A 24,816-nucleotide genomic window follows, 5' to 3' on the forward strand; every position below is an offset into this window, starting at 1 on the left:
TCAGCTGCGCTGCGGGCCGAGCGGAAGCGCCGTGTCGCCGAGATCGAGGATGCGGTAGCGGCCGCAGTCGATCACCTCGTCGGGAATGGCCGGTGCGGGCAGGTTCCAGGGAACCGTCTGCGCATCCTCCACGAGGAACGTCACCTCTCCGACGTCGAAGTCACGACGGTTCACCAACCAGGCATAGCCGCGCAGCTCATGATCGACCTGCACGAGCTGCGCAGGATCGTCGAGGTGCAGTTTCGGCAGGCGTACGGTCCAGAATTGACCGGCCCCGGTGCGGCCGGACGCGTCGACCCAGTCGGTCACGCAGGTGAGGTCGGGGTCGGCGACCTCGGCGGCCGCAGCGAGGCGCGGGATGCTCAGGATGCCGCCGAGCGCGAGCAGCACCGCGGCGATCGCGGCGACGAGCGACCGGGGGCGGAGCGGCATCCACCCCGCGCGCGGCAGGGCGACCAGGGCCAGAACGGGCGCGAACACCACAGGCTGCAGGTAGCGGGCCGCGTGGGTGCCGAGCGCGATCGCGCCGATCACGACGAGAACGGGCATCAGCCAGGCGACGGCGGCGACGAAGCGCGAACCCTCACTCGCGGCGCGTGTCGTGCGGACGACCGCGAGCACGATGAGTACCAGCACGATCAGGCAGCCGAACACCCCGCCGGGGGTCGAGAGGCGGTCTGCCGCGAGTCCGCCGTAGTAGCCGAGTGAATCGGCCCATCGCGCCGGCTGCACGTAGCCGGCGCCCGTGTTGGCGATCCATGCCCGAAGTGGAATGCGTCCGACGAAGCCGAGAGCCGTGCCGATCAGGAGCACACCGAGGAGCAGGGTCAAGCGCGACCGCTGCCGCGAGCGGATGGTCAGCAGTGCGAGCAGCACCGCGATCGGAACCGCCGCCCACGCCGCGTACAACGGATTCGACAGGGTCGACAGGGCCGCCGTGGCGCCGAGCGCGACCAGGAGACCGACGATCCCGGACGCGCGGTCGAGCGCGCGACGCACCAGACCGACCGAGAGCGCGACCGCGACCACGGTCGCCGAGTAGTAGGTCGTCGTGAGTTGCAGGGACGCGAGCTCGAGCGCATCGCGCGATGCGGAGACCTCGGTCACGGCGAGGGCGCAGAAGGCCGCGAGTCCGAGAAGAGCCCACGCGACGGGTGCACGGTCCTCTCTCCGCCGACCGGCCACGAGCCGAAGTGCTCCGTAGAGGGCGAGCATGTTGATCACGGCATTGATCGCGAGCAGGCTGTTCACATCGACCGGAAGGAGCAGGTCGAGCCCCGCGAACACCGCGGATTCGGGGAGGAAGAGCACGCTCGACATCGCCCAGTCCAGCGGCTCACCGGAAAGCGCCGACTGCCCGAACATGGCCACGATCAGGGAATCCCCGTCGCGGAACAGCAGGTCGGAGCGCGCCGAGGATGCGACCTGCGCGGCGGTCATCACCGCGATCGCCAGGGCGCCGAACCACCCGGCCAGCTCCCGCACCCAGACCCGCCGCATGCGACCACTCTTGCACGATCACACTCCTGCGGACCGAGTGGAGTCTTCGCCCGGGTAAACTACTTATGACACCCCCCGCCTGGCCGCAAGGCCGACGACCCTCGAGGGAGCCGCGTATATGCTGACGCTCCTCGCCGTGTTCCTGCTCGGGTCGCTGTTGATGCCCGTTCTGGTGCGCTGGCTCGGAGCTCAGGCCTTCGCCATCGCCGCACTCGTCCCCGCAGCGGCTTTCGTGCACGCGCTCGTCATGACGCCGCAGGTGCTCGACGGCCCGGTCCCGTACGAGTCGGTCGAGTGGATCCCGCAGCTCGGACTGAACCTGTCCATGAACATGGACGTGCTCGGCTGGGTGCTCACCCTGATCGTGACCGGCGTCGGCGCCCTCGTGCTCCTCTACTGCCGGTGGTACTTCTACGAGGACTCGGCCGGCGTCGGCCAGTTCGCGGGCGTCCTTCTCGGATTCGCCGGCGCGATGTACGGCCTCGTGCTGACGGACGACCTCGTCATGCTGGTCATGTTCTGGGAGGTGACGAGCATCCTCTCGTACCTCCTCATCGGCCACTACCGCCGCCGCGCCGCCAGCCGACGTGCGGCACTGCAGGCCCTGCTCGTGACCACCCTCGGCGGACTCGTGATGTTCGTCGGCGTCGTGATCCTCGTCGTCGACACCGGAACGTCGAGCATCCGCGAGATCCTCGAGATCGCACCGACGGGCCCTGCGGTGGATGCAGCGATCGTCATGCTCCTGATCGGCGCGATCAGCAAGTCGGCCCTGTTCCCGTTCCACTTCTGGCTCCCCGGTGCGATGGCAGCACCCACCCCGGTGAGCGCGTATCTGCATGCCGCGGCGATGGTCAAAGCCGGCATCTATCTGATCGCCCGGTTCGCGCCGATCTTCGCGTTCAGCGCCCCCTGGCGCCCGATCGTCATCACCCTCGGCATCCTCACGATGCTCATCGGCGGCATCCAGGCGCTGCGCGAGACCGACCTCAAGCGCATCCTCGCGTTCGGCACGGTCAGTCAGCTCGGGTTCTTCGCGATCGTCGTCGGCTACGGCACGCAGGCCGCAGCACTGGCCGGACTCGCGCTGGTGATCGGCCACGCCCTGTTCAAGTCGGCCCTCTTCCTGATCGTCGGCGTCATCGATCGGCAGCTGTCGACCCGTGACATCACCGAGCTCTCCGGTGTCGGGCGGCAGGCTCCGGTCATGGCGACGGCGGCATTCATCTCGGTGGCATCGATGGCGGGCATCGCTCCGACCATCGGGTTCGTCGCCAAGGAGTCCACGCTCACGGCTCTGCTCGACGACGCCCTGGGGGGTTCTCCCTGGGGTCTGGTGGCGCTCATCGGCGTCGTCCTCGGTTCCATGCTCACTGCGGCATATGGAGCACGATTCCTCTGGGGAGCCTTCTGGAAGAAGCGCGACGAGCAGGGCCAGCTGCCCGACACCGCCTGGCCCGATCCGCCGGTCGGGTTCCTCTCGGCGCCGATCATCCTCGCCGGCGTCACGCTCGCCGCGGGTATCGGGGCGCCCGCGCTCGACGTGGCCCTGCAGGGCTACGCCGTCACCGCGACTCCCGGGCTCGACCACGCGGGCGAAACCGTCGAAGGCCCGGGGCACCTCGCGCTGTGGCACGGCCTCGAGCCCGCCCTGGGCATCTCAATCGCGTCGATCCTGGTGGGTATCGGCCTCTTCCTGCTCACCCGCCGGACCGGCTGGGACCGCAAGCCCCGCCTGCTGCGCTTCACCGCCGCCGATGTCTATTACCTCGTCATGCGCGGCATCGACCGTCTCTCCGTGCTCAGTACCACCCTCACGCAGCGCGGCTCGCTGCCGGTGTACGTCGGCACCATCTTCGTGGTGTTCGTCGCCGCTGAGGTCACCGCGCTCATCGCCAGCGACATCGATCGTTACAACCTCTCCGCCTGGCACACGCCGGCGCAGATCGTCGTCGCGCCGATCATGGCGATCGCCGGAGTGTTCGCGGTGCGTGCCCAGAAGCGTTACACAGGCGTCGTCCTCGTCTCGGTCACCGGGCTCGGGATGGTCGTGCTGTTCGCGACGAGCGGTGCACCCGACCTGGCGCTCACGCAGATCCTGGTCGAGACCGTCACGATGGTGACGTTCGCTCTGGTGCTTCGCCGCCTGCCCGCGCGGATGGGGGAACACAACGCCTCGGTGGGGCGTGTCCCCCGGGCGCTCCTCGCGATCGGCGTCGGCGTCACCATGGCCTTCGTCGCGGTCGTCGCCACGCAATCCCGCATCGCGGATCCGATCTCGGAGGTGTTCCCGCAGCTCGCGTACGAGATCGGTCACGGCAAGAACGTCGTCAACGTGGCCCTGGTCGACCTGCGTGGCTGGGACACGATGGGCGAGCTGTCGGTGCTCGTGCTCGCCGCGACCGGCGTGGCCTCGCTGGTGTTCGTCACCCATCGAGCCGACCTGCTGGCCGCCACCAAGAACCTGCCGAAGGCGACCCGCAAGGCCGCGCGCAGTCGCCCGCTCGTCGAGACGACCGAGGGCATCCGGTTCCAGAACTCCGAGAACGAGAGCAGCCCGCGGGCATGGCTCGTCGGCGGTCAGAAGATGAAGCCCGAGAACAGGTCGATCCTGCTCGAGGTCATCGTCCGCATCCTGTTCCACACGATCATCGTGGTGTCGATCTTCCTGCTCTTCGCCGGGCACAACCTGCCCGGCGGCGGTTTCGCCGGCGGGCTCGTCGCCGGCATGGCGCTGGTCATGCGCTACATCGCCGGAGGCCGCTGGGAACTCGGCGCCGCCGCACCGACGGATGCCGGCCGACTGCTCGGAACCGGCCTCATCCTCGCCGTCGGCACGGCCGTCGTCCCGCTCTTCTTCGGGCTCGCGCCGCTGACGAGCACGTTCTGGGAATGGGAGATCCCCGGTATCGGGCACATGGAGTTCGTCACCTCGACCATCTTCGACGTCGGTGTCTACTTGGTCGTGATCGGGCTCGTCCTCGACGTGCTGCGCAGCCTCGGCGCCGAGGTCGACAGGCAGGCGGCTCTGCGCTCGACCCCCGGTCCTGAAGGCTTCCTCTCGCGCGGAAGGGGGAGCAGCTGATGGATGTCTCGCTCACCCTGATCGTCATCATGGCCATCCTCTTCGCGTGCGGCGTGTACGCGATGCTGGAGCGCAGCCTCACCCGCGTGCTGATCGGCTTCCTCCTGCTCGGCAACGCCACGAACCTGCTCCTGCTGATCGTGATGGGCGTCCCGGGCAACGCACCGTTCTTCGGCACCGAGGGCGAGATGAGCGACCCGCTCCCCCAAGCGCTCACCCTGACCGCCATCGTGATCACGTTCGCGGTCTCGGCCTTCCTCCTGGCTCTGATCTATCGCTCCTGGCAGCTGGGCCAGGCCGACACCGTCGAGGACGACGAGGCTGACATCGCGCTCCGCGAGCGCACCGACGCCGACGAAGATCTCATGGACGACGAGTCCGAGACCGACGAGGACGAGGCGACCACCGACTTCGTCGGCGTGCAGACCGCACCGATCACTGTGCTGCACATGCGCGACCACCCCGCCATCCACGACGATGCACCGTTCGACGCGCCGACGGGGTGGGGCGACGAACCCTCCTCACGCTCAGCCGAGGGCGACCAGGCGCGCCCCGATGAACCCGACGACCACGACGAGAACGAGGAGGGCCGGCCATGACCGCACTGGTCCCGCTCCTCGTCGGGCTCCCGCTCCTCGGCGCCGCCATCACCCTCGTGTTCGGCCGGAACGCGCGGCTCCAGGTCGTCGTGACCGTCGCCACACTCGCCGCGGTCTCGGTGATCGCCGCCGTGCTCCTGGTCGTGGTGGATTCCGGCGACCCGCTCGCCGTCTCGGTCGGCGGCTGGCCGGTGCCCTTCGGCATCGTGCTCTACGTGGACCGGCTCGCCGCACTCCTCGTGCTCATCTCGAGCATCGTGCTCCTCGCCGTCCTCCTCTTCTCCATCGGTCAGGGCGCCGCCGACGGCACCGACGAGACCCCGATCTCGATCTTCAACCCCTCGTACCTGATCCTCGCGGCCGGTATCTTCAACGCCTTCATCGCCGGCGACCTGTTCAACCTCTACGTCGGCTTCGAGATCCTGCTCGTCGCCTCGTACGTGCTGATCACCCTCGGGAGCACCGAGTCCCGCATCCGCACCGGCGCCGTCTACATCGTCGTCTCGCTGGTCTCATCGATCCTGTTCCTCGCATCGATCGCCATGATCTACGGCGCACTCGGCACCGTGAACATGGCCCAGATCGCCGAGCGCATGTCGGAGCTCCCACAAGAGACGCAGCTGGTGCTGCACCTGATGCTGGTGGTGGCCTTCGGCATCAAGGCCGCCATCTTCCCGGTGTCCTTCTGGCTGCCCGACTCGTACCCGACCGCCCCCGCCCCCGTCACGGCGGTGTTCGCGGGCCTGCTGACCAAGGTGGGCGTCTACGCGCTGATCCGCACCGAGACCCAGCTCTTCGCCTCGAACAGCATCGACACGGTGCTGCTGATCATCGCGCTCGCGACCATGATCGTCGGCGTGCTCGGCGCCGTGGCGCAGGCGGAACTCAAGCGAATCCTGTCGTTCACGCTCGTCAGCCACGTCGGCTACATGATCTTCGGCCTCGCGATAGCCACGCCGGCCGCGATCGGCGCGACCGTGTACTACATCGTCCACCACATCGTCGTGCAGACGACCCTGTTCCTCGCGGTGGGACTCGTGGAACGTCGAGCCGGCAGCACGTCGATCCTGCGGGTCAAGGGGCTGCTCAAGGTCGCGCCGGTGATCGCCGTGCTCTACTTCGTGCCCGCGATCAACCTGGGTGGCCTTCCACCGTTCTCCGGCTTCATCGGCAAGTTCGCGCTCTTCGAGGCGGCGGCTTCCGTCGGCACTCCGATCATGATCGTGCTGATCTTCGGCGGCATCGTCACTTCGCTGCTCACCCTGTACGCGCTCATGCGCGCCTGGAACCTCGCCTTCTGGCGCGAGGAGGAGGACTCCACCGAGACCGAGGGCCGCATCTCGTACCTCGGCAATGCCCCGGCCGCCGACGAGCAGCAGGAGCGTCGCCGCATCCCGAAGATCATGACGATCGCCACGGCCGGCATGGTCGCCGTCACCGTCTCGCTCACGATCTTCGCCGGACCCCTGTACGCGCTCTGCGACCGCATCGGCGCCGCTCTGCTGCAGCCCGTCAGCCTCGTCCAGCTGGAAGAGGAGGTGGGCGGATGAGACGACAGACCAAGCGTCACCTCTGGCGCGACATCCGGGTCCAGCTGCCCTTCCTGGCCTGGCTCGTCGTGCTGTGGATGCTGCTGTGGGCGCAGTTCACCGTGCTGTCTTTCCTGTCCGGACTCGTCGTCGCGATCTTCGTGACCCGCGTGTTCCGGTTGCCGACGGTCGAGCTCTCGGGTCGGATCAATGTCGCCTACGCCGCGCTGTTCGTGGTGCAGTTCCTGTTCGCGGTGCTCAGCGGAGCCATCTCGGTGACTCTGCAGGTGTTCGACTTCCGCCGCCAGCCGGGCACCGCGATCATCGCGGTGCCGCTGCGCTACGCCGACGACCTGGTCATGACGCACGTCGCCGTCGTGTCGTCGCTCGTCCCCGGTTCGCTGGTGGTCGAGACCGACCGCGACCGTCGCATCCTGTACCTGCATGTGATCGGGGTCAGGAACCGCGCCGACGTCGAGAAGCAGCGCGCCGGAGTGCTCCGCTGGGAGCGACGGGTCGTCCGGGCGCTGGGCGACCCCGCGCAGTACCGCGCACTCAGGGCCGACCAGCGCGCCGGCCTGACCGGATCGACGAAGGGCGGTGCCCGATGAACATCCTGCTGATGCTGATCATGGTGGTCTTCGGTATCGCCGCGATCCTCACCCTCGTCCGCATCGTTCGAGGACCGTCGATCCTCGACCGTGCCGTCGCCTCCGACGTGCTCCTCACCGAGGTCATGTGCGTGCTCGGGGCGGAGATGGCCATCAACGGTCACACCCGCAACATCCCCGTGCTCCTCATCATCGCCGCGATCGGGGTGTTCGGCTCGATCTCCGTCGCCCGGTTCGTCGCGAGAAGGGACAACACGACCTCATGAACATCCTCGGTCTCGTGATCCCCGACCCCGTCATCGACGTGGCCGTGCTGGTGCTGATCCTGCTCGGGGCGCTGCTCTGCCTGTCGGCGGCGGTCGGGCTGCTGCGCTTCCGCGACGTGCCGTCCCGGCTGCACGCGGCGACCAAGCCCCAGGTGCTCGGGCTGCTGCTGATCTGCATCGCGATCGCCCTGTCGCAGCGGTCGGTCGGCGGCATCCTGCTGGGATTCGTGCTCGTCGCGCCCGTCGTGCTCATGCAGTTCGCGACGGCGCCGCTGTCTGCGCACATGGTCGGGCGACAGGCCTACCGCAACGGCACCATCGAACAGCGTGGCCTCGTCGTGGACGAGCTCGCCGAGTCGAAGCAGACCCCGCCCGCCGCCGGCTGAGCTACCCGCCGGGGTGTGCTCTGTCGGCTGAGCTCGTCCGGCTGACCGCGCTGCCGCCGTGAACGGTCGGTGCACAACTCCTCAAGAATCCGCGCGACTCTGCCACCGAAGCGGATTATCCCGGCGTGAAGCCAGATTTCTGAGGAGTTGCGCACACCGCATGGCTGCCAACGGGGTCGACACTGCTCCTACCCAAGGCGAGATTCGGGACGAACCTTCCCTTTCGTGAGCCTCGCCCCTCAGCTGTCCTCTCCAGGACCCAGACTCGCTCGAATGAGGCCATGGACCGTAAACGAACGCGCAGCCGCGCTGTACAGCAGCATCGTTCTCGACCGAGCGGAACTCCTCGCCCGACGAATGACCGGACGAGCAATCACGCGAGCCATCGACTCCGGCCAGCTCCGACGGCTGCGCCGCGACCGTTACGCAATCGAACCCGTCGATCCTGATATCGCGGAAGCGGTCCGCATCGGCGGGCGCCTGTCGTGCATCTCGCTTCTGAGCCAGATCGGTGTATTCGTGCATGTCGTCGACGCACTGCATGTGCACGTCGTTCCAGGGTCGTCTCGAATTCGTCCTCCTCGATCGAGGCGAACCATCCTGCACTGGCAGTCGTGGTCGGGGCAACCGAGCCCTCTCCATGTCGCTCCCCTCGCGGACGCCGTCGCGCAGGCCATCCGGTGCCAGGCTCCGCGGGCATCTGTCGCCACCGTCGACAGCGTGCTGCACCACGGATTGATGACTCGGGAGGAAGTGATCCTCATGTTCTCTCAACTGCCTGTCCGGTTCCGTCCGTTGCTCGCGCTGATCGATGCCTCGGCGGGGTCGGGGCCCGAGACTTTCATGAGGCTCATTCTGCGAGCGCTCGGGGTCGCGTTTGAGACCCAGGTGCTGATCGAGGGTGTCGGCCGGGTCGACTTCCTGGTCGAGGGGTGGCTCATCATCGAGTGCGACAGCAAGGAGTTCCACGAGGGTTGGGCCAAACAGGTCGATGATCGGCGGCGGGATATGGCAGCTGCGATGCAGGGGTATGTGACGATCCGGCCCCTTGCGGTCGACATTCTGCGGAACGATCCGACCGTCCGACAGGCAGTCGCCGAGGTCATCCGGGTAATGGGACCGCGCTTTCGGCCCACGACTCGTTCATGACTCCTCAAGGATAGGCTGTAAGGGAGCCCAGATGCCGGCGAAAGCGAGGTCGGTGCGCTTTCTTGAGGAGTTGTGAACACCGGTCGCGACGAACCCCCGCGAGACCGACCGGCCGTCAGAGGCGGGCGGCGAACTCGTGGATCAGGCGGGCAGCGGGCTCGGAGTCGCTGATGAGTGTGCCGTGTCCGTGGTCGGGGATGACCTCGAGCGCGGCACCGGGGATCGCGTCGAGGATCTCGCGGCACCAGCTCATCGGCGCGAGCGGGTCGTCCTCACCGCGCAGCACCAGCACCGGGCACTCGATGCGCACGAAGGCGTCCTCGGGCTCGTGCACGACGGTGGCACGGATCTTGCGGATCAGGTGCGGGCCGCCCCGGAGATACTCCCGCGCGCCGCGCCAGATCACCAACGGCCGCTCGCCGACGAGGTCGGTCAGGAGGTAGCGGGCCTGTGCCGCGATGTTGCGCGCCGCCTTGTTCACCGTGGGGCCCGCCAGCACCACGCCTTCCACCAGCGACGGATGCCGCGCGGCGAGCTCTGCGGCGATCTGGCTGCCCATCGAGTGGCCGATCACGACGACCGGGCCCGAATCCACCTGCTGCAGGTAGGCGGCGACCAGGTCGGCGTGGCGTTCCATGGTGAGGGTGCGCGTCGGCTCCGGCGCCTCGCCGAATCCCGGCAGGTCCAGGGCGATCACCCGACCCTCGAGCCGCTGCACGACGTCGAGGTAGACGCTCCGACCCATCCCGATGCCGTGCAGCAGGAGATACGTGTGCGGGCCTTCGCCGAACGTCTCGGCGATGAGCGTGGCGCCGCCGTGCTCGAACTCGAGGAGCGTGACGGTCGTGCCCTTCGGGGCGAGGTAACTGGATGGCACCTCCCCACGGTAGCGGAGCAACCTGCACCGTCCCTTCAGGTCGGCGCAGCCCACGGATCAGCCGGTCGGCGACAGGATCAGCGTGTCCACCTCCGACGCATCCACCGCCTTCGCGGAGTACGCCCACGGCTTCTGCAGCCCGACCGTCCAGTCGGCGGTCTGGTCGGTGTAGTGCTCGTGGAAGGCGTGACCCGACGCGCCGGTGAGGTGGTTCCAGGTCGAGGCATCGAAGTCGGAGAGATCGATCACCATGCGCATCGACGGCACCGTCGTGGTGGCGTACGAGACGCCGAGCTCCCACCCGGTCGCGTTGACCACCGATGCGCCGCCGCCCACCGGGTACGGCCCGCGGTTGAAGAGGGCCTCGACGGGCGCGATCCCCGAGGTGCCGAGGGTGTCGCTGGTGAGGGTGATCGCGTGCAGGTCGCCCCAGTTCCAGCGGGTCGGGACGTCTCCCTGCAGGGCGACGAGTTCGTCATAGGCCTCTTCGGCGGACAACGCCAGCATTGCCTCCATCCCGTCGATGTCGATCTGCGGGTTGCTCCAGAGCGGATCGGTCGGGTCGTCGAGCATGTCGGCGACGACCGTGAACAGGCGACCCTGTCCGTCGATCGGCAGGGGCTGCTCGCGCTCGCCGAAGATGTTCTGCACGAGGTTCGACCAGAGCACGTTCGCGTAGGCGGCGGCGGGGGAGGAGGCCGTGTTCTGGCCGTCCCACGGGAGCAGGAGGTCCACGGCCGACTGGACGTCCGCGCGGCTCACGTCGACGTCGGCCATGGCGGTCGCCAGCTGCGTGCCGATCCACATCTCGTCGTCCATCTGGATGTCACGCATGTCCTGTGCGGTCAGCGGAGCGGCGGCCGCGCGTCGTTCGATCAGGTGGGCGATGCGCGCCGCGCGATACCCGTAGTCCCAGTCGCGGGACAGGAAGAAGGCGTAGTCGTCGGTCACGATCGCGTTGTTCGCGGTGACGATGTACCCCGAGGTCGGGTTGTACGAGACGGGCAGCTCGTCGAACGGGATGTAGCCCGTCCAGTCGTAACTGCTGTCCCAACCCGGCTGCGGCATCCATCCGTCGCCGGCACCGCGGATCGGGAGGCGCCCCGGTGTCTGGTAGCCGATGTTGCCCTCGGTGTCGGCGTAGATGAGGTTCTGTGCCGGCACGTCGAAGAGGGAGGCGGCGTAGCGGAAGTCGTCGAAGTCCTGCGCGGTGGAGAGGGCGAAGATCGCGGTCGCGGTCGTGCCGGGGTCGAGCGCCGTCCAGCGCAGGCTGACGGCGTACTCGGCGTCGTCCTGACCGACGGGCGGAGCGGCGGGCGCCTCGGTTCCTTCCGCGAGCGCCGGCTCCGGGTCATCGGCGATCGCGGTGAAGTCGTCCGTGAGTCCCGAGATGATGGGCCCGTGCACGGTCGAGCGGATCGTCAGTTCGATATCCTCGCCGCCGGCGACCTTGATGGTCTCGGTGCTCTGCTCGAGCGGGACCAGCGCGCCATCGCGCCAGTACTCGTCGCCGACCACCCGCTCCACGTAGAGGTCGGTGACGTCGGTGGTGAGGTTCGTGAACCCCCAGGCGACGTGCTGGTTGTGACCGATCACGATGCCGGGAAGCCCGGAGAACGAGAAGCCTCCGACGTCGAACGGGCACGCGTCGTTCACGGTCGAGCACTTCAGCTGCACCTGGTACCAGACCGATGGCAGCGACGCGCCGAGGTGCGGGTCGTTCGCGAGCAGCGGCATCCCGGTCTCGGTGAGATCCCCCGAGACGACCCAGGAGTTCGATCCGATGCCCTCGCCGACATCGCCGACGAGCTCGCTCGCGGCCTCGATCACACTCGAGGTCTCCTGCCACTCGATCGTGGTGGTCGCCTGCTGGATCTCGCCGTCGGATTCGGAGGGCGTGTACGCGGCGGGTTCCGCACCGGTCTCGAGTGCGGGCACCGTCGAGATCTTCGGAACGATCACCGGGTTCTCGTCGAACGGGTAGTCGGGGTAGAGCTTCGCGAGTACTTCCCCGGTGTCGCCCGCCTCGCCCGCCTCGTCCGCACCGGCCTTCAGCTCGGCGGCCAGGAGCGAGCGCTCGGTCTCATCCTCGATGTTGCCGCGCAGATCCCAGGCCATCGCCTTGAGCCAGGCGACCGAATCCGCGGGCTCCCACGGCTCGGGAGCGTAGTCCGGGTTCTGGATGCCGAGAACGGCATATTCGAGCGAGAGCTCGGCGCCGGACCGGGTCGCGAGGTAGGCGTTGACCCCGTCGGCATAGGCCTCGTAGTAGCCGCGCGTGGTGTCATCCATCGCCTCGACCTCGGCTTCGGCGACGGTTCGCCAGCCGAGTGTGCGGAGAAAGGCGTCGGTCGCCGCCTGGGACTCTCCGAACATCTCGGCGACGCGCCCTGCGGTGACGTGGCGGCGGAAGTCCATCTCGAAGAAACGGTCCTGCGCGTGCACGAACCCTTCGGCATAGAACAGATCGTCGGTCGAGTCGGCCGTGATCGTCGGGATGCCGCGGTCATCGCGCTGCACCGTGACCTCGGCCTTCAGACCGTCGAGCTCGACCGTTCCCGAGGTCTGCGGGAAGGAGCGCTGGATCGTCCAGGTCACGAAGAAGGCGGCGGCAACGGCGATCACGACGATCCCGGCCACAACGAGGAAGGAGATCCGTCCGATCCGGGCGCCCAGTGAAGGGCGCGTGGATACGGCGGACTCCTGCGAATCGGTCATCATCGTCGAGAACTCTTTCGGGTAGACAGGTGGAACTCAGTCCCACCGAGCCCCAGTGCGCGTTTCAGGGTCGCGCCTTCGCATCATATCCGCCCGAGCGCTCGTGGATCATCCATTCAGACGAATGTGTTATGTTACCCGTTGCGCTCTGCGCAGAACGGGGACGATGCGGAGGCTCGGCGCGATTGCGTCCGGGCCGCCATGTCGGCCGCAACAAGTGGTGGGGGAACCACTGTGGTCGAAGGAGGGTGTGATTTGGTGGGCATGGATGGTGCGCTGGAACGGCGTTCGGTGAGTGACGACGTCTATCACCGGCTGCGGGACGCGATCGTCGACGGTGAGCTTCGGCCGGGCGAGCGGATCCGCGACTACGAGCTGGCGGCGGATCTCGGGACGTCGAAGACGCCGGTGCGGCACGCGCTGGCGCGACTTGCCGAGGGGGGACTCGTCGAGATGCAGCGTAACCGCTACACGCGTGTGGCACCCCTCGATCTGGACCGCATCCGAGACGCGATCGCGCTCTTCGGTGACATCTGGATCGGTTCGGTACGCCACGCGATGCCGCTGATCCAGGCCGACGACGTCGCCTATCTCGTCGATCTCACCGAGGACATGTCCGCTGCGGTCGTGGACCACGATGTCGTCGAGTTCGGTAAAGCGTTGCGCGCCATCGTGACCGGGTTCGCGCGCATCGAGGGCAACACCACTCGGGTGACCGTCATCGAGTTCCTCGGCCCGCAGATCCGTCGCTTCACGCAGCACGCGCGCGGCGTGTTCGACTGGGTGGCGGTCGAGCGATCCACCGTCGCCATCCGTGAGGCCATCCGACAGCGCGACGCGGCCGGAACCCGTGCTGCCATCGTGACGCTCTTCGACGAGGTGCTGCCGGGCATCATCGACCGCGCCGAGGAGCTCGACGCCGCTGACGAACGGCGCAGCGCCGGCGACTCACCCGCCTAGCGGGTGCACCCGTCCGGCGCCGGCAGCCCGGGCTGCCAGCGCCGGCAGTACGACGTCAGTCGGTGCCGGAGTCGAACGCCGCGCCCTCGGACGCCGTGTCGACGGCATCCGCCAGGTTCTCGTCGGCTTCGGAGATCGACCCGTGGACCGACTCGGTGATCTCGGCGGACTCTCCGGCGGTCACGCGGCCGACCAGCTCGCCGGTCGCGCCACCCACGAGGCCCAGGCCCGCGTACTGCTCGAGGCGGGCACGCGAGTCGGCGATGTCGAGGTTGCGCATCGTGAGCTGGCCGATACGGTCGACCGGGCCGAAGGCGGCGTCGCCGACGCGCTCCATCGACAGCTTCTCGGGACCGTAGGACAGGTTCGGCGAGATGGTGTCGAGGATGGTCCAGTCGTCGCCGCGGCGCAGACGGATCGTCACGGTGCCCGAGATCGTCAGGCCGACCCAGCGCTGGATCGACTCGCGCAGCATGAGCGACTGCGGCTCGAGCCAGCGGCCCTCGTACATCAGGCGGCCGAGGCGGCGACCCTGCTCGTGGTAGGTGGCGAGGGTGTCCTCGTTCAGGATGCCGTTGACGAGGCGCTCGTAGGCGATGAACAGCAGCGACATGGCGGGAGCCTCGTAGATGCCGCGCGACTTCGCCTCGATGATGCGGTTCTCGATCTGGTCGCTCATGCCGAGGCCGTGGCGTCCGCCGATCGTGTTCGCCTCCATGACCAGGGCGACCGGGTCGGAGTACTCGACGCCGTTGATCGCGACGGGACGGCCGGCCTCGAACGTGACGGTGACGTCTTCGGTCTCGATCGCGACGGACGGGTCCCAGAACTTCACGCCCATGATCGGGTCGACAGTCTCGAGCGAGACGTTCAGGTGCTCGAGGGTCTTGGCCTCGTGCGTCGCGCCCCAGATGTTCGCGTCGGTCGAGTAGGCCTTTTCGGCGGAGTCGCGGTAGGGGAAGTCGCGGGCGACGAGCCAGTCGCTCATCTCCTTGCGACCGCCGAGCTCGGTGACGAAGTCGGCGTCGAGCCACGGCTTGTAGATGCGCAGGCGCGGGTTGGCGAGCAGGCCGTAGCGGTAGAACCGCTCGATGTCGTTGCCCTTGTAGGTGGAGCCGTCGCCCCAGATGTCGACGCCGTCTTCCTTCATGGCGCGCACCAGCAGCGTGCCCGTGACCGCGCGGCCGAGGGGTGTGGTGTTGAAGTACGTCTTGCCGCCGGAGCGAATGTGGAAGGCGCCGCAGGAGAGGGCGACGAGGCCTTCTTCGACCAGGGCGGTCTTGCAGTCGATCAGGCGCGAGGCCTCGGCGCCGTACTCCAACGCACGGCCCGGGATCGACGCGATGTCGTCTTCGTCGTACTGACCGAGGTCGCCGGTGTAGGTGAAGGGCACGGCGCCCTTCTCGCGCATCCACGCGACGGCGACGGAGGTGTCGAGTCCTCCGGAGAAGGCGATGCCGACGCGCTCGCCGACGGGCAGGGACTGGAGGACCTTGGACATGCTTTCCAGTCTATCCGCGTGCGGCGTGTCGCCCCGTGCCGCGTCAGATCACGCGCACATCGACTCCGAGCGCCGCGTACGTTCCTATCGCGCGGCGATCGCATGTGACGAGCGTCATCCCGGCGGCTCTGGCGCACAACGCGACCAGGCCGTCGTAGACCGCTCCACCGGCGATTCCAGCATCGGCGAGGACGTCGACGGCGGTGCGCGCGTCCTCTTCCGAGAGTGAGATCGACCGGGGGAATGCGGCCCGGATCGCGTTCGCCGCTGCCAGAGGGGTCAGGCGATTGGGGCCCGGCAGGCGCGTCAGCACGGAGTATGTCTCTGCTGAGGCGTGGCCGGCGAGGCCGAGGATTGCCCCGGCGCAGGCGCTCTGGACCGCGATGTGCGCGGTGTTGTCTTCCACGAGGAGAGCGAGCGCTGCGCTCGTATCGAGGACGAGGTCAGCGCTGGTCGGCAAGGCGCAACTCGCGGATGTCGTCGGGTGTGATCGCCATGCCGGACGACGCGATGACGAGACGCCCGTCCTTCTCGATGAGGTTGTCCGGGGCATCGATCTCGATGCGGATGCCGTTGCCGTCGAGGATGAGATCGATAGGACCAGGGATCAATCCGACGCGCTCGCGGAGCGCAGCGGGGATGACGATTCGCCCTGCCTTGTCCATGGTTGCTTTCATGCCATGAGAATACCATTCGAATGGCGCGTCGCGAGGTGATGCGGGTGCTTCATATCGGTTACGGCGACGTTCGTCACCCCGAACGCCGACTACTCCGACTGAACGGCATCTTCATGGCGTAGTCGAGTGTGAGCTAGCGGTGAAACGAGGCGCGCGTGCGGGGGAGCCGATGCGCGACGTGCCGATGGACGAGCGACACGTCTCCGCTTTCGCCGATGTCGCGCAGGCAGAGTGCCGCAGTGGTGGGAGAGTAGGCCCCACGGAGGTGCGGCATGGGCGAAGCAGTCCTGTGGGGAGTGATCGCGGCGGCGCCGCTGTTCATCGGCGCGGTGCTCGCTCTGCTCCGGAAGTGGCCGCCGCGGTGGCTCGGCATCGTCCTCGGGTTCGGCGCCGGCGCCCTCATGGCCTCGATCGCCTTCGAGCTCTGGGAAGAGGGGCTCGACCTCGCCGGTCCGGTCCCGCTGGTGGTCGGCGTCGCGGCCGGTGCCATCAGCTATTACATCGCCGACCGCATCCTCGATGCCCGTGCCGCGAAGAGCAAGTCGCAGGCGGGCGGTGGCCAGCTCGCCGTGGGCGCGCTGCTCGACGGCATCCCCGAGCAGCTCGTGCTCGGCATCGGGCTGGCATCAGGGGAGCCGGTGAGCATCGCGCTCGTGGTGGCCATCCTCGTCTCGAACCTGCCCGAGTCGATCGGGTCCGCCGCCGACCTGCTCGAGGGGGGCATGGCGAAGTCGCGTGTGCTGCTGCTGTGGGCAGGGGTGGCCGTGATCTGTGCGGCGGCGACCGTCGCGGGCTTCGCGCTGGCGAGCGTGACGGGTGACGCCTTCCGTTCCGCGTCGAGTGGCTTCGCAGCCGGGGCGCTTCTGGTGATGCTCGTCGACTCGATGGTTCCCGAGGCGCAGTCCAAGGCGAAGGAGTCGACGGGTCTCGCGACCGTCCTGGGCTTCGCGCTCGCCGCGGGGCTCGCGTTGGCGTGAGAGCGCGCGCGACGGCAGACCCCGCCGCCGTGTCTCAGATCTTCGGGTGTGCCGGCTCTCGGCGTACGTTGCGACCGGAGATGCTGTCGATGTGCAGGACCAGAGGGAGGCTCCGATCCTCACCCGCCCAGGGGTGCACACGAGCGGCGATGCCGGCGGCTTCTTCTTCCGACGCACGGGAGAGACTGCCGTGCAGCAGCACGTTCCACGCCGTGCTCCCGATCGGATCGTGGTAGTCCACCTCGAACGCGACGTCGACGGGCGCCTGCGTCAGATCGGCCAGGAGGCCATCGGGCGACGTCCTCAGAAGCAGCTCCTGCCCCGACACCGCGAAGTTCACCGGGTGGATCTGCACCCGCCCGTCATGGACGAAGCCGATGCGTCCGATCGTGGTGGTGCTCAACAGGTCGTAGGACTGCTGTTCATCGAGTTCTCGGATCATGCGCATTCCTTCCCTCTGGCGCCAGGCTATCCGGGGCGACACGCCCCTTCAAGGGAGTCCGCCACCGGCGGAACCGCGACCCCGCCACCCGGCGGACGGGAGGCGTCGGATCCGCCGTGGCTGGCGGGTTACCCTCGGATGCGGCGTGCACGAGGCTGGCGGGTAGCCGCCGCGATGGCGGCCGAGGACAAAGGAGTTCTGATGACTGACACGACCCTGGCGCGCCCGCCCTTCGATCCCGAACTCGAAGCCGCTCTCGCCCTCGTGGGCGACCAACTGCCGTCCACGCTCACGCCGGAGATGATCCCGTTCCTGCGCCAGTCGCCGGTCGGCGGCGAGGAGGAGATCTTCGCTGCGCTCGCCGAGCGCGGGTTCACCTTTCGCGACGTGTCGATCCCCGGCCACGGGGGTGACGAGATCGTGGTCTCCGTGATCGAGAAGGAAGGCCGCACCGGCACCGGTCCCGGCTTCTTCCACACCCATGGCGGCGGGATGATCATCGGCAACCGCTGGCTCGGTGTCGTCGGCTTCCTCGACTGGGCCGAGCGCTTCAACGGCGTGATCGTCACGGTCGAGTACCGGCTCGCCCCCGAGTTCCCCGATCCGTACCCGGTGGAGGACTGCTACGCCGCGCTGCTGTGGGCGGCCGAGAACGCGGGCGAGCTCGGCATCGACCTGTCGCGGCTGATGATCGGCGGCGGGAGCGCGGGCGGCGGTCTGGCTGCCGGCACCGCTCTGCTGGCCCGTGACCGGCGAGGCCCTGAGCTGATCGGGCAGCTGCTCATCTACCCGATGCTCGATGACCGCGACGAGTCGGTCTCGACCCGTCAGATCGACGGCATCGGCGTCTGGGACCGCGGATCGAACATCACTGGCTGGACGGCGCTCCTGGGCGACCGCAAGGGCACCGACGACGTCTCGATCTATGCCGCCCCGGCCAGGGCCACCGACCTGAGCGGACTGCCGCCCGCGTTCATCGACTGCGGCAGTGCCGAGGTGTTCCGCGACGAGGATGTCGCCTACGCCACGAAGCTCTGGGAGGCCGGAGTCCAGGCCGAGCTGCACGTGTGGGCCGGCGGCTTCCACGGCTTCGACATGTTCGCCCCCCACACCGCCGTCGCGCAGGCCATGCTGGCCGCGCGGGACAACTGGGTGAACCGCTTGCTCTCCTGAGTCCGATCCCACCCTGCGGGGCCGAACCGACCCCGTAGGGTGGAATCCCCGTGCGCGATGGAGCCCGACATGCAAGATCTGCTGGGGCGGCTCACCGCCCTCGACCCGGATGCCAGTGAGACGCTCAAGGTCGTCACCTACTTCGACGCCCTCGTCGCCCGATCCGTCGGCGTGGAGAGCATGCTGCGCGGAGCCGCGGTGCTCAGCGGCGCGACGGTCGGCCAGCGCGACGGACGGCAGATCGTGCGAGTGCGGGCCGACGGCGTGCGCATCGACCCGATCGAACCGTCGCATGCCTGGCCGGTACGGGAGAGCGGGCCGGGAGCGGTCGCGTGGATCGAGCGGGAGGGGCCCGCCCACACCAACGACACGATGATCTTGGAGCGGCTGAGTCTCGCCCTCGGCATCATCCGAGCGCGCCGCTCGGTGGGACCGGAGAGCGCTGTCGAACTCGCGATCAGCTCGTACGCGGGAGCCGACGAGCGGGCTGCCGCGCTGCCTCGGCTCCGGCTCGGCGCGAGCACGCTGCGCCTGGTCGCCTCACCGCCCGATCCCGCGCCCCTGCCGCAGCATCCGTCAGCCGTGGTCGCCACCCGTCACGGCCTGACCCGCGCGACGATCCTGGATGCCGAGACGGATGCCGTGAGCGCCTGGCCCGACAGCGAAGGGCTGCGCCTCGGTCTCGGCACCGCGGGACCCGGGGAGCAGCTTCCGCGCTCGTGGGCTTCCGCGCTGGTGGCGGTACGGCTGACCAGTCCCGCCGAGCCGATCGTCGATGTCGCCGACCTCGGAGCCCTGCTGCTCGTCGCGGAGGCCGCGGAGCAGGGGCCTCTCCATCCGGATGCCGCCGCGCTCGCCGCCCTCGACGACCGCAGTCGCGAGCTGCTCGACGCCGTCGCCGAGGAGCAGAGCGTGCGCGCCGCAGCCCTGCGCCTGGGTCGTCACCATTCCAGCGTGCAGGAGCGGATGGCGGTTCTCGTCGAGACCGTGGGCTACGACCCGCGCACCTCCCGAGGGCATGCCCGGTACGTGCTCGCCCGGATGCTGCTGACGCTCGGGTCCTGAGCGGGCGACTCAGTTCAGCGCCGACGTCAGCCGGAACACCCCGTCGAGGAACGTCGACTTCGCGGGCTCGCGCAGCCACTCCTCCAGCGTCAGCTCCCGCCCCGCGGTGCGGTACTTCTGCTCGACCTCGCGCATCTGCGCCACGAAGGACTCTCCGCGCACGAGCAGTGACATCTCCGAGTTCAGGCTGAACGAGCGGATGTCCATGTTGCTCGAGCCGATCACGGCGATGTCGTCGTCGATGGAGAAGTGCTTCGCGTGCAGGATGTACGGCGGCGGGTAGAGGAAGATCCGCACGCCCGCGCGCAGCAGTGTCTCGTAGTAGGAGCGCTGCGCGTGATAGACCATCCCCTGGTCGCCGAGCTCGGAGACGAACAGCTGCACATCGAGTCCGCGCTGGCAGGCCGTGGTGATCGCGTAGATCATGGCCTCGTCGGGCACGAAGTACGGGCTGGTGAGGATGACCCGCTCGGTGGCGCCGTGGATGAGGGAGAGGAACATCCGCAGATTGTTCTCGGTGCCGTACGCCGGACCGCTCGGCACCATCTGGCAGTGCAGGTCGCCGCCCGCGGGTCGCGGCACGGCGGAAGCCGGAACCCGCTCGACGATGGACAGATCCTCGCCGGTCTCGATCAGCCAGTCGGAGAGGAAGACGGCGTCGACCTGGGCGACGACCGGACCCTCGACCCGCGCGATCAGCTCCTGCCACATCAGTCCGCGCTTGATGTTCTTCTCCGCGTTGTAGTCGCGCGAGATGAGGTTCTGCGAGCCGACGAACCCGACCCTCCCGTCCACGACGACGAGTTTGCGGTGGTTGCGCAGGTCGGGTCGCTGGTACTGACCCTTGAACGGCCGCACCGGCAGCATCCACGACCAGGACACGCCGATCCGGTCGAGCTCGGCGAACGTCTCCTCGGACTTCGGGATCTTGCGCGAGGCGATGTAGTCGGCCAGCAGACGCACGGAGACGCCGCGGGCGACGGCCTTCTCCATCGCCGTGAAGAATCCGCGGGTCGTGGCGTCCGACGCGGCGATGTAGAACTCGACGTGCACGTACCGCTCGGCCGTGTCGATCGCGGCGGCCATGGCATCGATCGACCCCTGGTAGTCGTCGATCAGCTCGGCCGACGAATCGCCGACCACCGGCAGCCCGGTGAGCGCGTGATTCTGCTGAGCAACGCGCTGGAGCCACCGTGGAGCCTGCGGGTCCGGATCCTCCACGGCCGCGGCGGCGATCATCGCCGTGATGCGCTGCTGCTCGTCGCGGCGCTTCTTCGGCAGCCGGAAGTTTCCGATCAGCAGGTAGAGGCCCATACCGACGAAAGGCACGAGGAACACGAGCAGCAGCCAGGCCATCGCGGCCGTGGGCTTGCGGTCGCGGGGGATGTAGATCAGTGCGATCACATTGATGGCGAGGGCCGCGAGGGCCAGGATCGTCCAGATCAGGTTCGCGGAGAGGAGCGCGTCCATGGGGCCTCCTTCGAGGGGATGCCTGAGTGTGGCACGCGGTGCGACGGGCGCGGTGCGCGGCTCATCCTGCACGGGTGGGGCGTCCGCGGCGTCGGAGTGTGCCGCGCGTGACGAGGTATCAGCGCGAGGGCAACTTCACGACGTCGAACTGCACCTGCGCGTCACCGGGGATGTCTGCGACGACGCTCTGGGTCTTGCTCGTCCCGGGAGCCAACCGGTCTTCGGGGAAGGCGGCCGTGATCGTGTACTCGCCCGGGTAGACGAGGTACAGCGACGGGGCGGTCCCCGCATCGGAGGACACGGTGTCGGCGATGCCGGGGATGCGGAACGGCGCCGGCTCGAAGGAGACCTTGCTCTGCACCGCGTCGACGAACAGCGAGAGCGTCAGGGACTGCGTGAGCATCCACTCGGATGACTCGTCGTCCCAGCGCACGTCCAGCGACGACTCGTGCGGTCGCCCGGCCAGCTCGTAGCGGAAGAGCACGCGGCGCGTGTCGTCGTCCCCCTCCACCGCGCGTGCTTCCGGCTCCACCGAGATGTCCGTGATGCGGCTGTCCGCCGCCTGCAGGATGGCATCGGTGCGGAGCGACTCGAAGTCGCCGGCTTCTTCGGTCGTCGTGCCCTCGTGCTGAGCGACGACGGCTCTATCGTCGAGGGCAGTCGCCGTGGTGGCATCTCCTTCGGAGATCGCGGTGAGGTACTCGCTCACGACCGCTGTCGGATCGGATCTCTGGGCGCCTCCTGCGCACGAGGTCAGGACGATGCCCGACAGCACGATGAATCCTGTGGCCGCCAGGACTGATTGTCTCTTCGATCTGCGCAATGTACAGCTTCCTCCATGTGATCAGGTCAGAGCGCCGTGCCGTTTTCTCGGTTCGGGTTCCGTGCTGCACCGAAGCACGGTCACTCGAAGCCGGGATACTCCTGCAGCTTCGTCTCGAACTCGTCGCGGTCGGCCTCGCCGAGCACACCGCTGGCGATCACGACGAGCTGCAGACCTTCGAGCGGTTCCCCGGTGCGGGCCGTCTGGGCTTCGCGCGCGGCGAGGAAGCCGCCGTCCCGGTCGTTCGACAGGTCGTAGATGTTGGCGTAGAAGCGCATCGGATCGGGGTAGTTCTCGGTGTAGTACTCCCACGTGTGCTGCGTGCGGGGATCATCGCTGCCGTAGAGCTTCGCGATCATCGACGGGTCGATGCCCGACCCGGTCGGGTCGTTGAAGGAGTAGAGCTCCCACAGGCCGTGCTGCACGACCTCGTCGTTGATCGCGGCCATCACCGCTTGCTTGCGCGCGTAGCCCTGCACGGGCTGCTCGGTCGCCCACGCCGCGGAGGTGTACTCGACGAGCATCGATTCGCCGCCGTAGCCGTTGCGTTCGGGGCGCAGGTCCTCGTCGCCGACGGGGACCCAGGTGTATCCGAACTCCTGGGTGAGCCGAGTCCGGATGTCGGCGAAGAGCTCTTCGGACTGCGCGCGCACCTCCTCCAGGGACTGCTGCCCGAGCGTCTCCTGCGGATCGGTGCCTTTGATGCCGGGGTACGCCTCGGCGTGCTTCTGATCGGCGGACTTGGCGCCCTGGTAGCTGCCGGCGGCCGAGGTCTGCAGCGCGCTCATGCCGCCGACGGTCGCGACGTTGAACAGGACGGTCACGATCAGCGCGATCGCCCCCAGCTTCCGTGCCCGCGGTGAGAACAGGGCGGCGACGACCGTGCCGACGACCACGAGTTGCGCCGTGAGCATCGTGACGCCGTAGAGCACGTCGGTGCCGCCGGCGACCAGCGTGCCGAGCAGGGTCAGCGCGAACAGGACGGCGACGGTGAGGGCGATCCACCCGAGGGCGTTCGCCGGCTGCTTCGGGTCCGGGGAGATCGGGGTCGGGGCGACGGCGGATTCACGGGCGGGGGCCGAAGCCTGGCGTCGCGCACCGTGATAACCGCCGGGCGGAGGGACGGGAGGAGCCCCTTCGGCGCCGGCGAGGTAGCGCGCTCGTTGCTGCTCGTGATCGCTCACCACGGCTTGTCCGTTCCCGTGCCGCCGGGCTCGTCGCCCTGCTGCTGATCCCGCTCCTGCGTGCCCTGCTCGAGCTTGCCCTCGAGCTCGTCGAGTTTGCCCTCGGAGGGCTGCTCTTCTTCACCGGGCTGCTGCTCGGGTTCCTGCGGCTCCTGCTGTTGCTCCTGCTGCTTCTGCTTGAGCCGATCCTCGGTGCCGTCGAGGGTGTCGGACATGTCGCGCTGCGGGTCGGAGGACTGCTGCTGCGCCTCTTCGCTGTGGCACTCCTCCGGCGTCTCGACCGTGATGGTGAGCGCCTCGCCGTAGAACTCGGCTGCGGCGGCGCCGTCGCCGTCGGCCCGCGCGGCGTCGCCCATCCGCTCGACGACGAGCGCGAGGTTGATCCGCACCCCGCACACCTCCAGTCCGGTGGCGAGGCCGAGTGCCTCTTCGAGCTCCGCCCTGGCCTCGGGCAGCTGCTCGGCCGCGCCGAGGGCGGTGCCGATGTTGAACGGCGCCTTGTACGGTTCGAACCAGTTGAGGAAGTCCTGTCCACGCGCCGAGGCTTCGGATCCCGCGAAGTCGTCGACGACGTAGGCGGTGATCGCCTGATGCGCGAACGCGTACATGCTCAGCAGCTTGCCCACGAACAGCAGGGCCGCGAGGGTGAGCGGGATGGTCGCGATCGCGACCCACCGGCGGATGCTGCGGCGGCGACGGTTCGAGCGGAGCAGCGCGGCCGCTGCCTCGTTCGGGAGGGATGCGCGGTGCGCATCGGCGACGGGGCGTGTCGAAGCGTGCGTCACGCTCCACCTCCTCGCCGCTCGCCCCATGCGGCGGCAGACGAGGGTCCTCGAATCGGCACGGGAAGCGGTGAACATCCTATCCGCGTAACCTCCCAGCACAGCAGCGTCGGCCTCGAGGGAGTCCCCGAGGCCGACGCAGTCGCGTTCGGCTATCCGGCGCGGAGGGCGAACTGGTTGTTGTTCGACGGTGTGGTCCCGCAGGCGGCCTGCTCGAAGATCGCACCGTCGGCGAGGTTGCCGTTGGTGAGTGTGAGACACATGCCCGAGTGGCTGGCGATGAGCTGGGCAAAGCCGCCGGCGGTGTCCTTCACGGTCCAGAGGAAGTTGCCGGTGTCACCGCAGGTGTACTGGATGACCTTGTTCGTCTTCGAGAGGGAGACGGCCAGGCACCCACCGGAGGAGGCGTTCTTCAGCTGGACCCGCCCGTCGGCCTTCGGGATGACCGTCCATTTCTGCAGCGCATTGCCCGTGATGGGCTGCTGCACGGACTGGTCGGTGCTGTTGTTGGTGAGACCGACCGCTTTGCCGCTGGCCTTCGAGACGATCGTCTGCCCCGGAGTGCCGAGCAGGAACTGGTTGTTGTTCGATGTTCCGCAGGCGGCTTGCTCGAAGATCGCACCGTCGGCGAGGTTGCCGTTGGTGAGTGTGAGGCACAGACCGGAGTGGTTGGCGATGAGCTGGCTGAAGCCCCCGCCGACATCCTTCTGGGTCCAGAAGAAGTTGCCGGTGTTGCCGCAGGTGTACTGGATCACCTTGTTCGTCTTCGAGAGGGACACTGCCAGGCACCCACCGGAGGACGCGTTCTTCAGCTGGATTCGCCCGTCGGCCTTGCGGATGACCGTCCATTTCTGCAGCGCGTTGCCCGTGACGGGCTGCTGCACGGACTGGTCGGTGCTGTTGTTGGTGAGACCGACCGCCTTGCCGCTGGTCTTCGAGACGATCGTCTGCCCCGGAGTTCCGAGCAGGAACTGGTTGTTGTTCGACGGTGTGGTCCCGCAGGCGGCCTGCTCGAAGATCGCACCGTCGGCGAGGTTGCCGT

Annotated in this window: 23 protein-coding genes; 11 read left to right on the top strand and 12 right to left on the bottom strand. The window is 68.3% G+C overall.

Annotated features, from left to right (window positions below):
- Window positions 1–1,500: a hypothetical protein gene (locus OC372_RS14335; RefSeq protein ID WP_262002466.1), complete on the bottom strand. Its 1,500-nt coding sequence runs from the start codon at window positions 1,498–1,500 to the stop codon at window positions 1–3.
- 118 nt (window positions 1,501–1,618) lie between these two features.
- Here OC372_RS14335 and OC372_RS14340 point away from each other — a divergent pair, with 118 nt between their 5' ends.
- The 7 genes from OC372_RS14340 to OC372_RS14370 all read left to right on the top strand — a co-directional run bounded on the left by OC372_RS14340 (window position 1,619) and on the right by OC372_RS14370 (window position 9,125).
- The gene (locus OC372_RS14340; protein ID WP_262002467.1) at window positions 1,619–4,585 is read left to right on the top strand and encodes a Na+/H+ antiporter subunit A; all 2,967 of its coding nucleotides are present in this window, start codon (window positions 1,619–1,621) and stop codon (window positions 4,583–4,585) included.
- Complete coding sequence (locus tag OC372_RS14345) at window positions 4,585–5,184, top strand: Na(+)/H(+) antiporter subunit C (protein WP_105711432.1); 600 nt, start codon at window positions 4,585–4,587, stop codon at window positions 5,182–5,184. The genes OC372_RS14340 and OC372_RS14345 overlap by 1 nt, the downstream gene beginning before the upstream one ends.
- Window positions 5,181–6,734: a Na+/H+ antiporter subunit D gene (locus OC372_RS14350; RefSeq protein WP_029264128.1), complete on the top strand. Its 1,554-nt coding sequence runs from the start codon at window positions 5,181–5,183 to the stop codon at window positions 6,732–6,734. The genes OC372_RS14345 and OC372_RS14350 overlap by 4 nt, the downstream gene beginning before the upstream one ends.
- Window positions 6,731–7,324 carry a Na+/H+ antiporter subunit E gene (locus OC372_RS14355; RefSeq protein ID WP_262002468.1) on the top strand — a complete coding sequence of 198 codons (594 nt, stop codon included), beginning with the start codon at window positions 6,731–6,733 and terminating at the stop codon, window positions 7,322–7,324. Before OC372_RS14350 ends, OC372_RS14355 begins: the two co-directional genes overlap by 4 nt.
- A complete protein-coding gene (locus OC372_RS14360; RefSeq protein WP_262002469.1) occupies window positions 7,321–7,590 on the top strand; it encodes a monovalent cation/H+ antiporter complex subunit F in 270 nt (89 codons plus the stop codon). The genes OC372_RS14355 and OC372_RS14360 overlap by 4 nt, the downstream gene beginning before the upstream one ends.
- Complete coding sequence (gene mnhG / locus OC372_RS14365) at window positions 7,587–7,976, top strand: monovalent cation/H(+) antiporter subunit G (RefSeq protein ID WP_029264125.1); 390 nt, start codon at window positions 7,587–7,589, stop codon at window positions 7,974–7,976. The genes OC372_RS14360 and mnhG overlap by 4 nt, the downstream gene beginning before the upstream one ends.
- A gap of 273 nt (window positions 7,977–8,249) precedes the next feature.
- Window positions 8,250–9,125: an endonuclease domain-containing protein gene (locus tag OC372_RS14370; RefSeq protein WP_146114845.1), complete on the top strand. Its 876-nt coding sequence runs from the start codon at window positions 8,250–8,252 to the stop codon at window positions 9,123–9,125.
- Between the two features lie 115 nt (window positions 9,126–9,240).
- Here OC372_RS14370 and OC372_RS14375 read toward each other — a convergent pair whose 3' ends face one another.
- Both OC372_RS14375 and OC372_RS14380 read right to left on the bottom strand, forming a co-directional pair.
- On the bottom strand, window positions 9,241–10,002 hold the full coding sequence (locus tag OC372_RS14375) for an alpha/beta fold hydrolase (protein WP_051662649.1): 762 nt from the start codon (window positions 10,000–10,002) through the stop codon (window positions 9,241–9,243).
- A gap of 57 nt (window positions 10,003–10,059) precedes the next feature.
- Window positions 10,060–12,723: a penicillin acylase family protein gene (locus OC372_RS14380; protein ID WP_262002470.1), complete on the bottom strand. Its 2,664-nt coding sequence runs from the start codon at window positions 12,721–12,723 to the stop codon at window positions 10,060–10,062.
- A gap of 288 nt (window positions 12,724–13,011) precedes the next feature.
- Here OC372_RS14380 and OC372_RS14385 point away from each other — a divergent pair, with 288 nt between their 5' ends.
- On the top strand, window positions 13,012–13,680 hold the full coding sequence (locus OC372_RS14385) for a GntR family transcriptional regulator (RefSeq protein WP_262002471.1): 669 nt from the start codon (window positions 13,012–13,014) through the stop codon (window positions 13,678–13,680).
- Between the two features lie 55 nt (window positions 13,681–13,735).
- Here OC372_RS14385 and argG read toward each other — a convergent pair whose 3' ends face one another.
- The 3 genes from argG to OC372_RS14400 are packed head-to-tail and all read right to left on the bottom strand — an operon-like array spanning window position 13,736 to window position 15,858.
- A complete protein-coding gene (argG, locus tag OC372_RS14390) occupies window positions 13,736–15,181 on the bottom strand; it encodes an argininosuccinate synthase (RefSeq protein ID WP_262002472.1) in 1,446 nt (481 codons plus the stop codon).
- Window positions 15,182–15,224: 43 nt separating this feature from the next.
- On the bottom strand, window positions 15,225–15,641 hold the full coding sequence (locus tag OC372_RS14395) for a PIN domain-containing protein (protein ID WP_105711429.1): 417 nt from the start codon (window positions 15,639–15,641) through the stop codon (window positions 15,225–15,227).
- Window positions 15,625–15,858: an AbrB/MazE/SpoVT family DNA-binding domain-containing protein gene (locus tag OC372_RS14400; protein WP_258134212.1), complete on the bottom strand. Its 234-nt coding sequence runs from the start codon at window positions 15,856–15,858 to the stop codon at window positions 15,625–15,627. The genes OC372_RS14395 and OC372_RS14400 overlap by 17 nt, the downstream gene beginning before the upstream one ends.
- Before the next feature lie 272 nt (window positions 15,859–16,130).
- Between OC372_RS14400 and OC372_RS14405 the strand changes: the two genes are divergently transcribed.
- Entirely contained in the window at window positions 16,131–16,835 is a 705-nt protein-coding gene (locus OC372_RS14405; protein ID WP_105711427.1) for a ZIP family metal transporter, read from the top strand.
- Window positions 16,836–16,869: 34 nt separating this feature from the next.
- Here the strand turns inward: OC372_RS14405 and OC372_RS14410 are convergent, their stop codons facing one another.
- Window positions 16,870–17,277 (bottom strand): pyridoxamine 5'-phosphate oxidase family protein, encoded by a 408-nt coding sequence (locus OC372_RS14410; protein WP_105711426.1) that lies wholly within the window; start codon window positions 17,275–17,277, stop codon window positions 16,870–16,872.
- Window positions 17,278–17,478: 201 nt separating this feature from the next.
- On the opposite strand from OC372_RS14410, the gene OC372_RS14415 reads away from it, so the two are divergent.
- Together OC372_RS14415 and OC372_RS14420 are read left to right on the top strand one after the other, a co-directional pair.
- On the top strand, window positions 17,479–18,450 hold the full coding sequence (locus OC372_RS14415; RefSeq protein ID WP_105711425.1) for an alpha/beta hydrolase: 972 nt from the start codon (window positions 17,479–17,481) through the stop codon (window positions 18,448–18,450).
- A gap of 69 nt (window positions 18,451–18,519) precedes the next feature.
- Window positions 18,520–19,515: a hypothetical protein gene (locus OC372_RS14420; protein ID WP_262002473.1), complete on the top strand. Its 996-nt coding sequence runs from the start codon at window positions 18,520–18,522 to the stop codon at window positions 19,513–19,515.
- A 9-nt stretch (window positions 19,516–19,524) separates the two neighbouring features.
- Here the strand turns inward: OC372_RS14420 and cls are convergent, their stop codons facing one another.
- The 5 genes from cls to OC372_RS14445 all read right to left on the bottom strand — a co-directional run.
- Window positions 19,525–20,985, bottom strand: a complete 1,461-nt coding sequence (gene cls / locus OC372_RS14425) for a cardiolipin synthase (protein ID WP_105711423.1) — start codon at window positions 20,983–20,985, stop codon at window positions 19,525–19,527.
- Between the two features lie 118 nt (window positions 20,986–21,103).
- The gene (locus tag OC372_RS14430; protein ID WP_262002474.1) at window positions 21,104–21,760 is read right to left on the bottom strand and encodes a hypothetical protein; all 657 of its coding nucleotides are present in this window, start codon (window positions 21,758–21,760) and stop codon (window positions 21,104–21,106) included.
- A gap of 128 nt (window positions 21,761–21,888) precedes the next feature.
- The gene (locus OC372_RS14435) at window positions 21,889–22,992 is read right to left on the bottom strand and encodes a hypothetical protein (RefSeq protein WP_262002475.1); all 1,104 of its coding nucleotides are present in this window, start codon (window positions 22,990–22,992) and stop codon (window positions 21,889–21,891) included.
- A complete protein-coding gene (locus OC372_RS14440; protein WP_105711421.1) occupies window positions 22,989–23,777 on the bottom strand; it encodes a hypothetical protein in 789 nt (262 codons plus the stop codon). The genes OC372_RS14435 and OC372_RS14440 overlap by 4 nt, the downstream gene beginning before the upstream one ends.
- Window positions 23,778–23,926: 149 nt before the next feature.
- On the bottom strand, window positions 23,927–24,816 hold an 890-nt coding region (locus OC372_RS14445), incomplete at its 5' end, for an RICIN domain-containing protein (protein WP_262002476.1).

It is taken from the genome of Microbacterium sp. Mcb102, assembly GCF_024519805.1.
GTDB lineage: Bacteria > Actinomycetota > Actinomycetes > Actinomycetales > Microbacteriaceae > Microbacterium.

Coding starts and splice junctions, on each gene's coding strand:
- OC372_RS14335 (WP_262002466.1), bottom strand. CDS start 1,500: ATGCGGCGGGTCTGGGTGCGGGAGCTGGCCGGGTGGTTCGGCGCCCTG.
- OC372_RS14340 (WP_262002467.1), top strand. CDS start 1,619: ATGCTGACGCTCCTCGCCGTGTTCCTGCTCGGGTCGCTGTTGATGCCC.
- OC372_RS14345 (WP_105711432.1), top strand. CDS start 4,585: ATGGATGTCTCGCTCACCCTGATCGTCATCATGGCCATCCTCTTCGCG.
- OC372_RS14350 (WP_029264128.1), top strand. CDS start 5,181: ATGACCGCACTGGTCCCGCTCCTCGTCGGGCTCCCGCTCCTCGGCGCC.
- OC372_RS14355 (WP_262002468.1), top strand. CDS start 6,731: ATGAGACGACAGACCAAGCGTCACCTCTGGCGCGACATCCGGGTCCAG.
- OC372_RS14360 (WP_262002469.1), top strand. CDS start 7,321: ATGAACATCCTGCTGATGCTGATCATGGTGGTCTTCGGTATCGCCGCG.
- mnhG (WP_029264125.1), top strand. CDS start 7,587: ATGAACATCCTCGGTCTCGTGATCCCCGACCCCGTCATCGACGTGGCC.
- OC372_RS14370 (WP_146114845.1), top strand. CDS start 8,250: ATGAGGCCATGGACCGTAAACGAACGCGCAGCCGCGCTGTACAGCAGC.
- OC372_RS14380 (WP_262002470.1), bottom strand. CDS start 12,723: ATGATGACCGATTCGCAGGAGTCCGCCGTATCCACGCGCCCTTCACTG.
- argG (WP_262002472.1), bottom strand. CDS start 15,181: ATGTCCAAGGTCCTCCAGTCCCTGCCCGTCGGCGAGCGCGTCGGCATC.
- OC372_RS14400 (WP_258134212.1), bottom strand. CDS start 15,858: ATGAAAGCAACCATGGACAAGGCAGGGCGAATCGTCATCCCCGCTGCG.
- OC372_RS14405 (WP_105711427.1), top strand. CDS start 16,131: ATGGGCGAAGCAGTCCTGTGGGGAGTGATCGCGGCGGCGCCGCTGTTC.
- OC372_RS14410 (WP_105711426.1), bottom strand. CDS start 17,277: ATGATCCGAGAACTCGATGAACAGCAGTCCTACGACCTGTTGAGCACC.
- OC372_RS14415 (WP_105711425.1), top strand. CDS start 17,479: ATGACTGACACGACCCTGGCGCGCCCGCCCTTCGATCCCGAACTCGAA.
- OC372_RS14420 (WP_262002473.1), top strand. CDS start 18,520: ATGCAAGATCTGCTGGGGCGGCTCACCGCCCTCGACCCGGATGCCAGT.
- cls (WP_105711423.1), bottom strand. CDS start 20,985: ATGGACGCGCTCCTCTCCGCGAACCTGATCTGGACGATCCTGGCCCTC.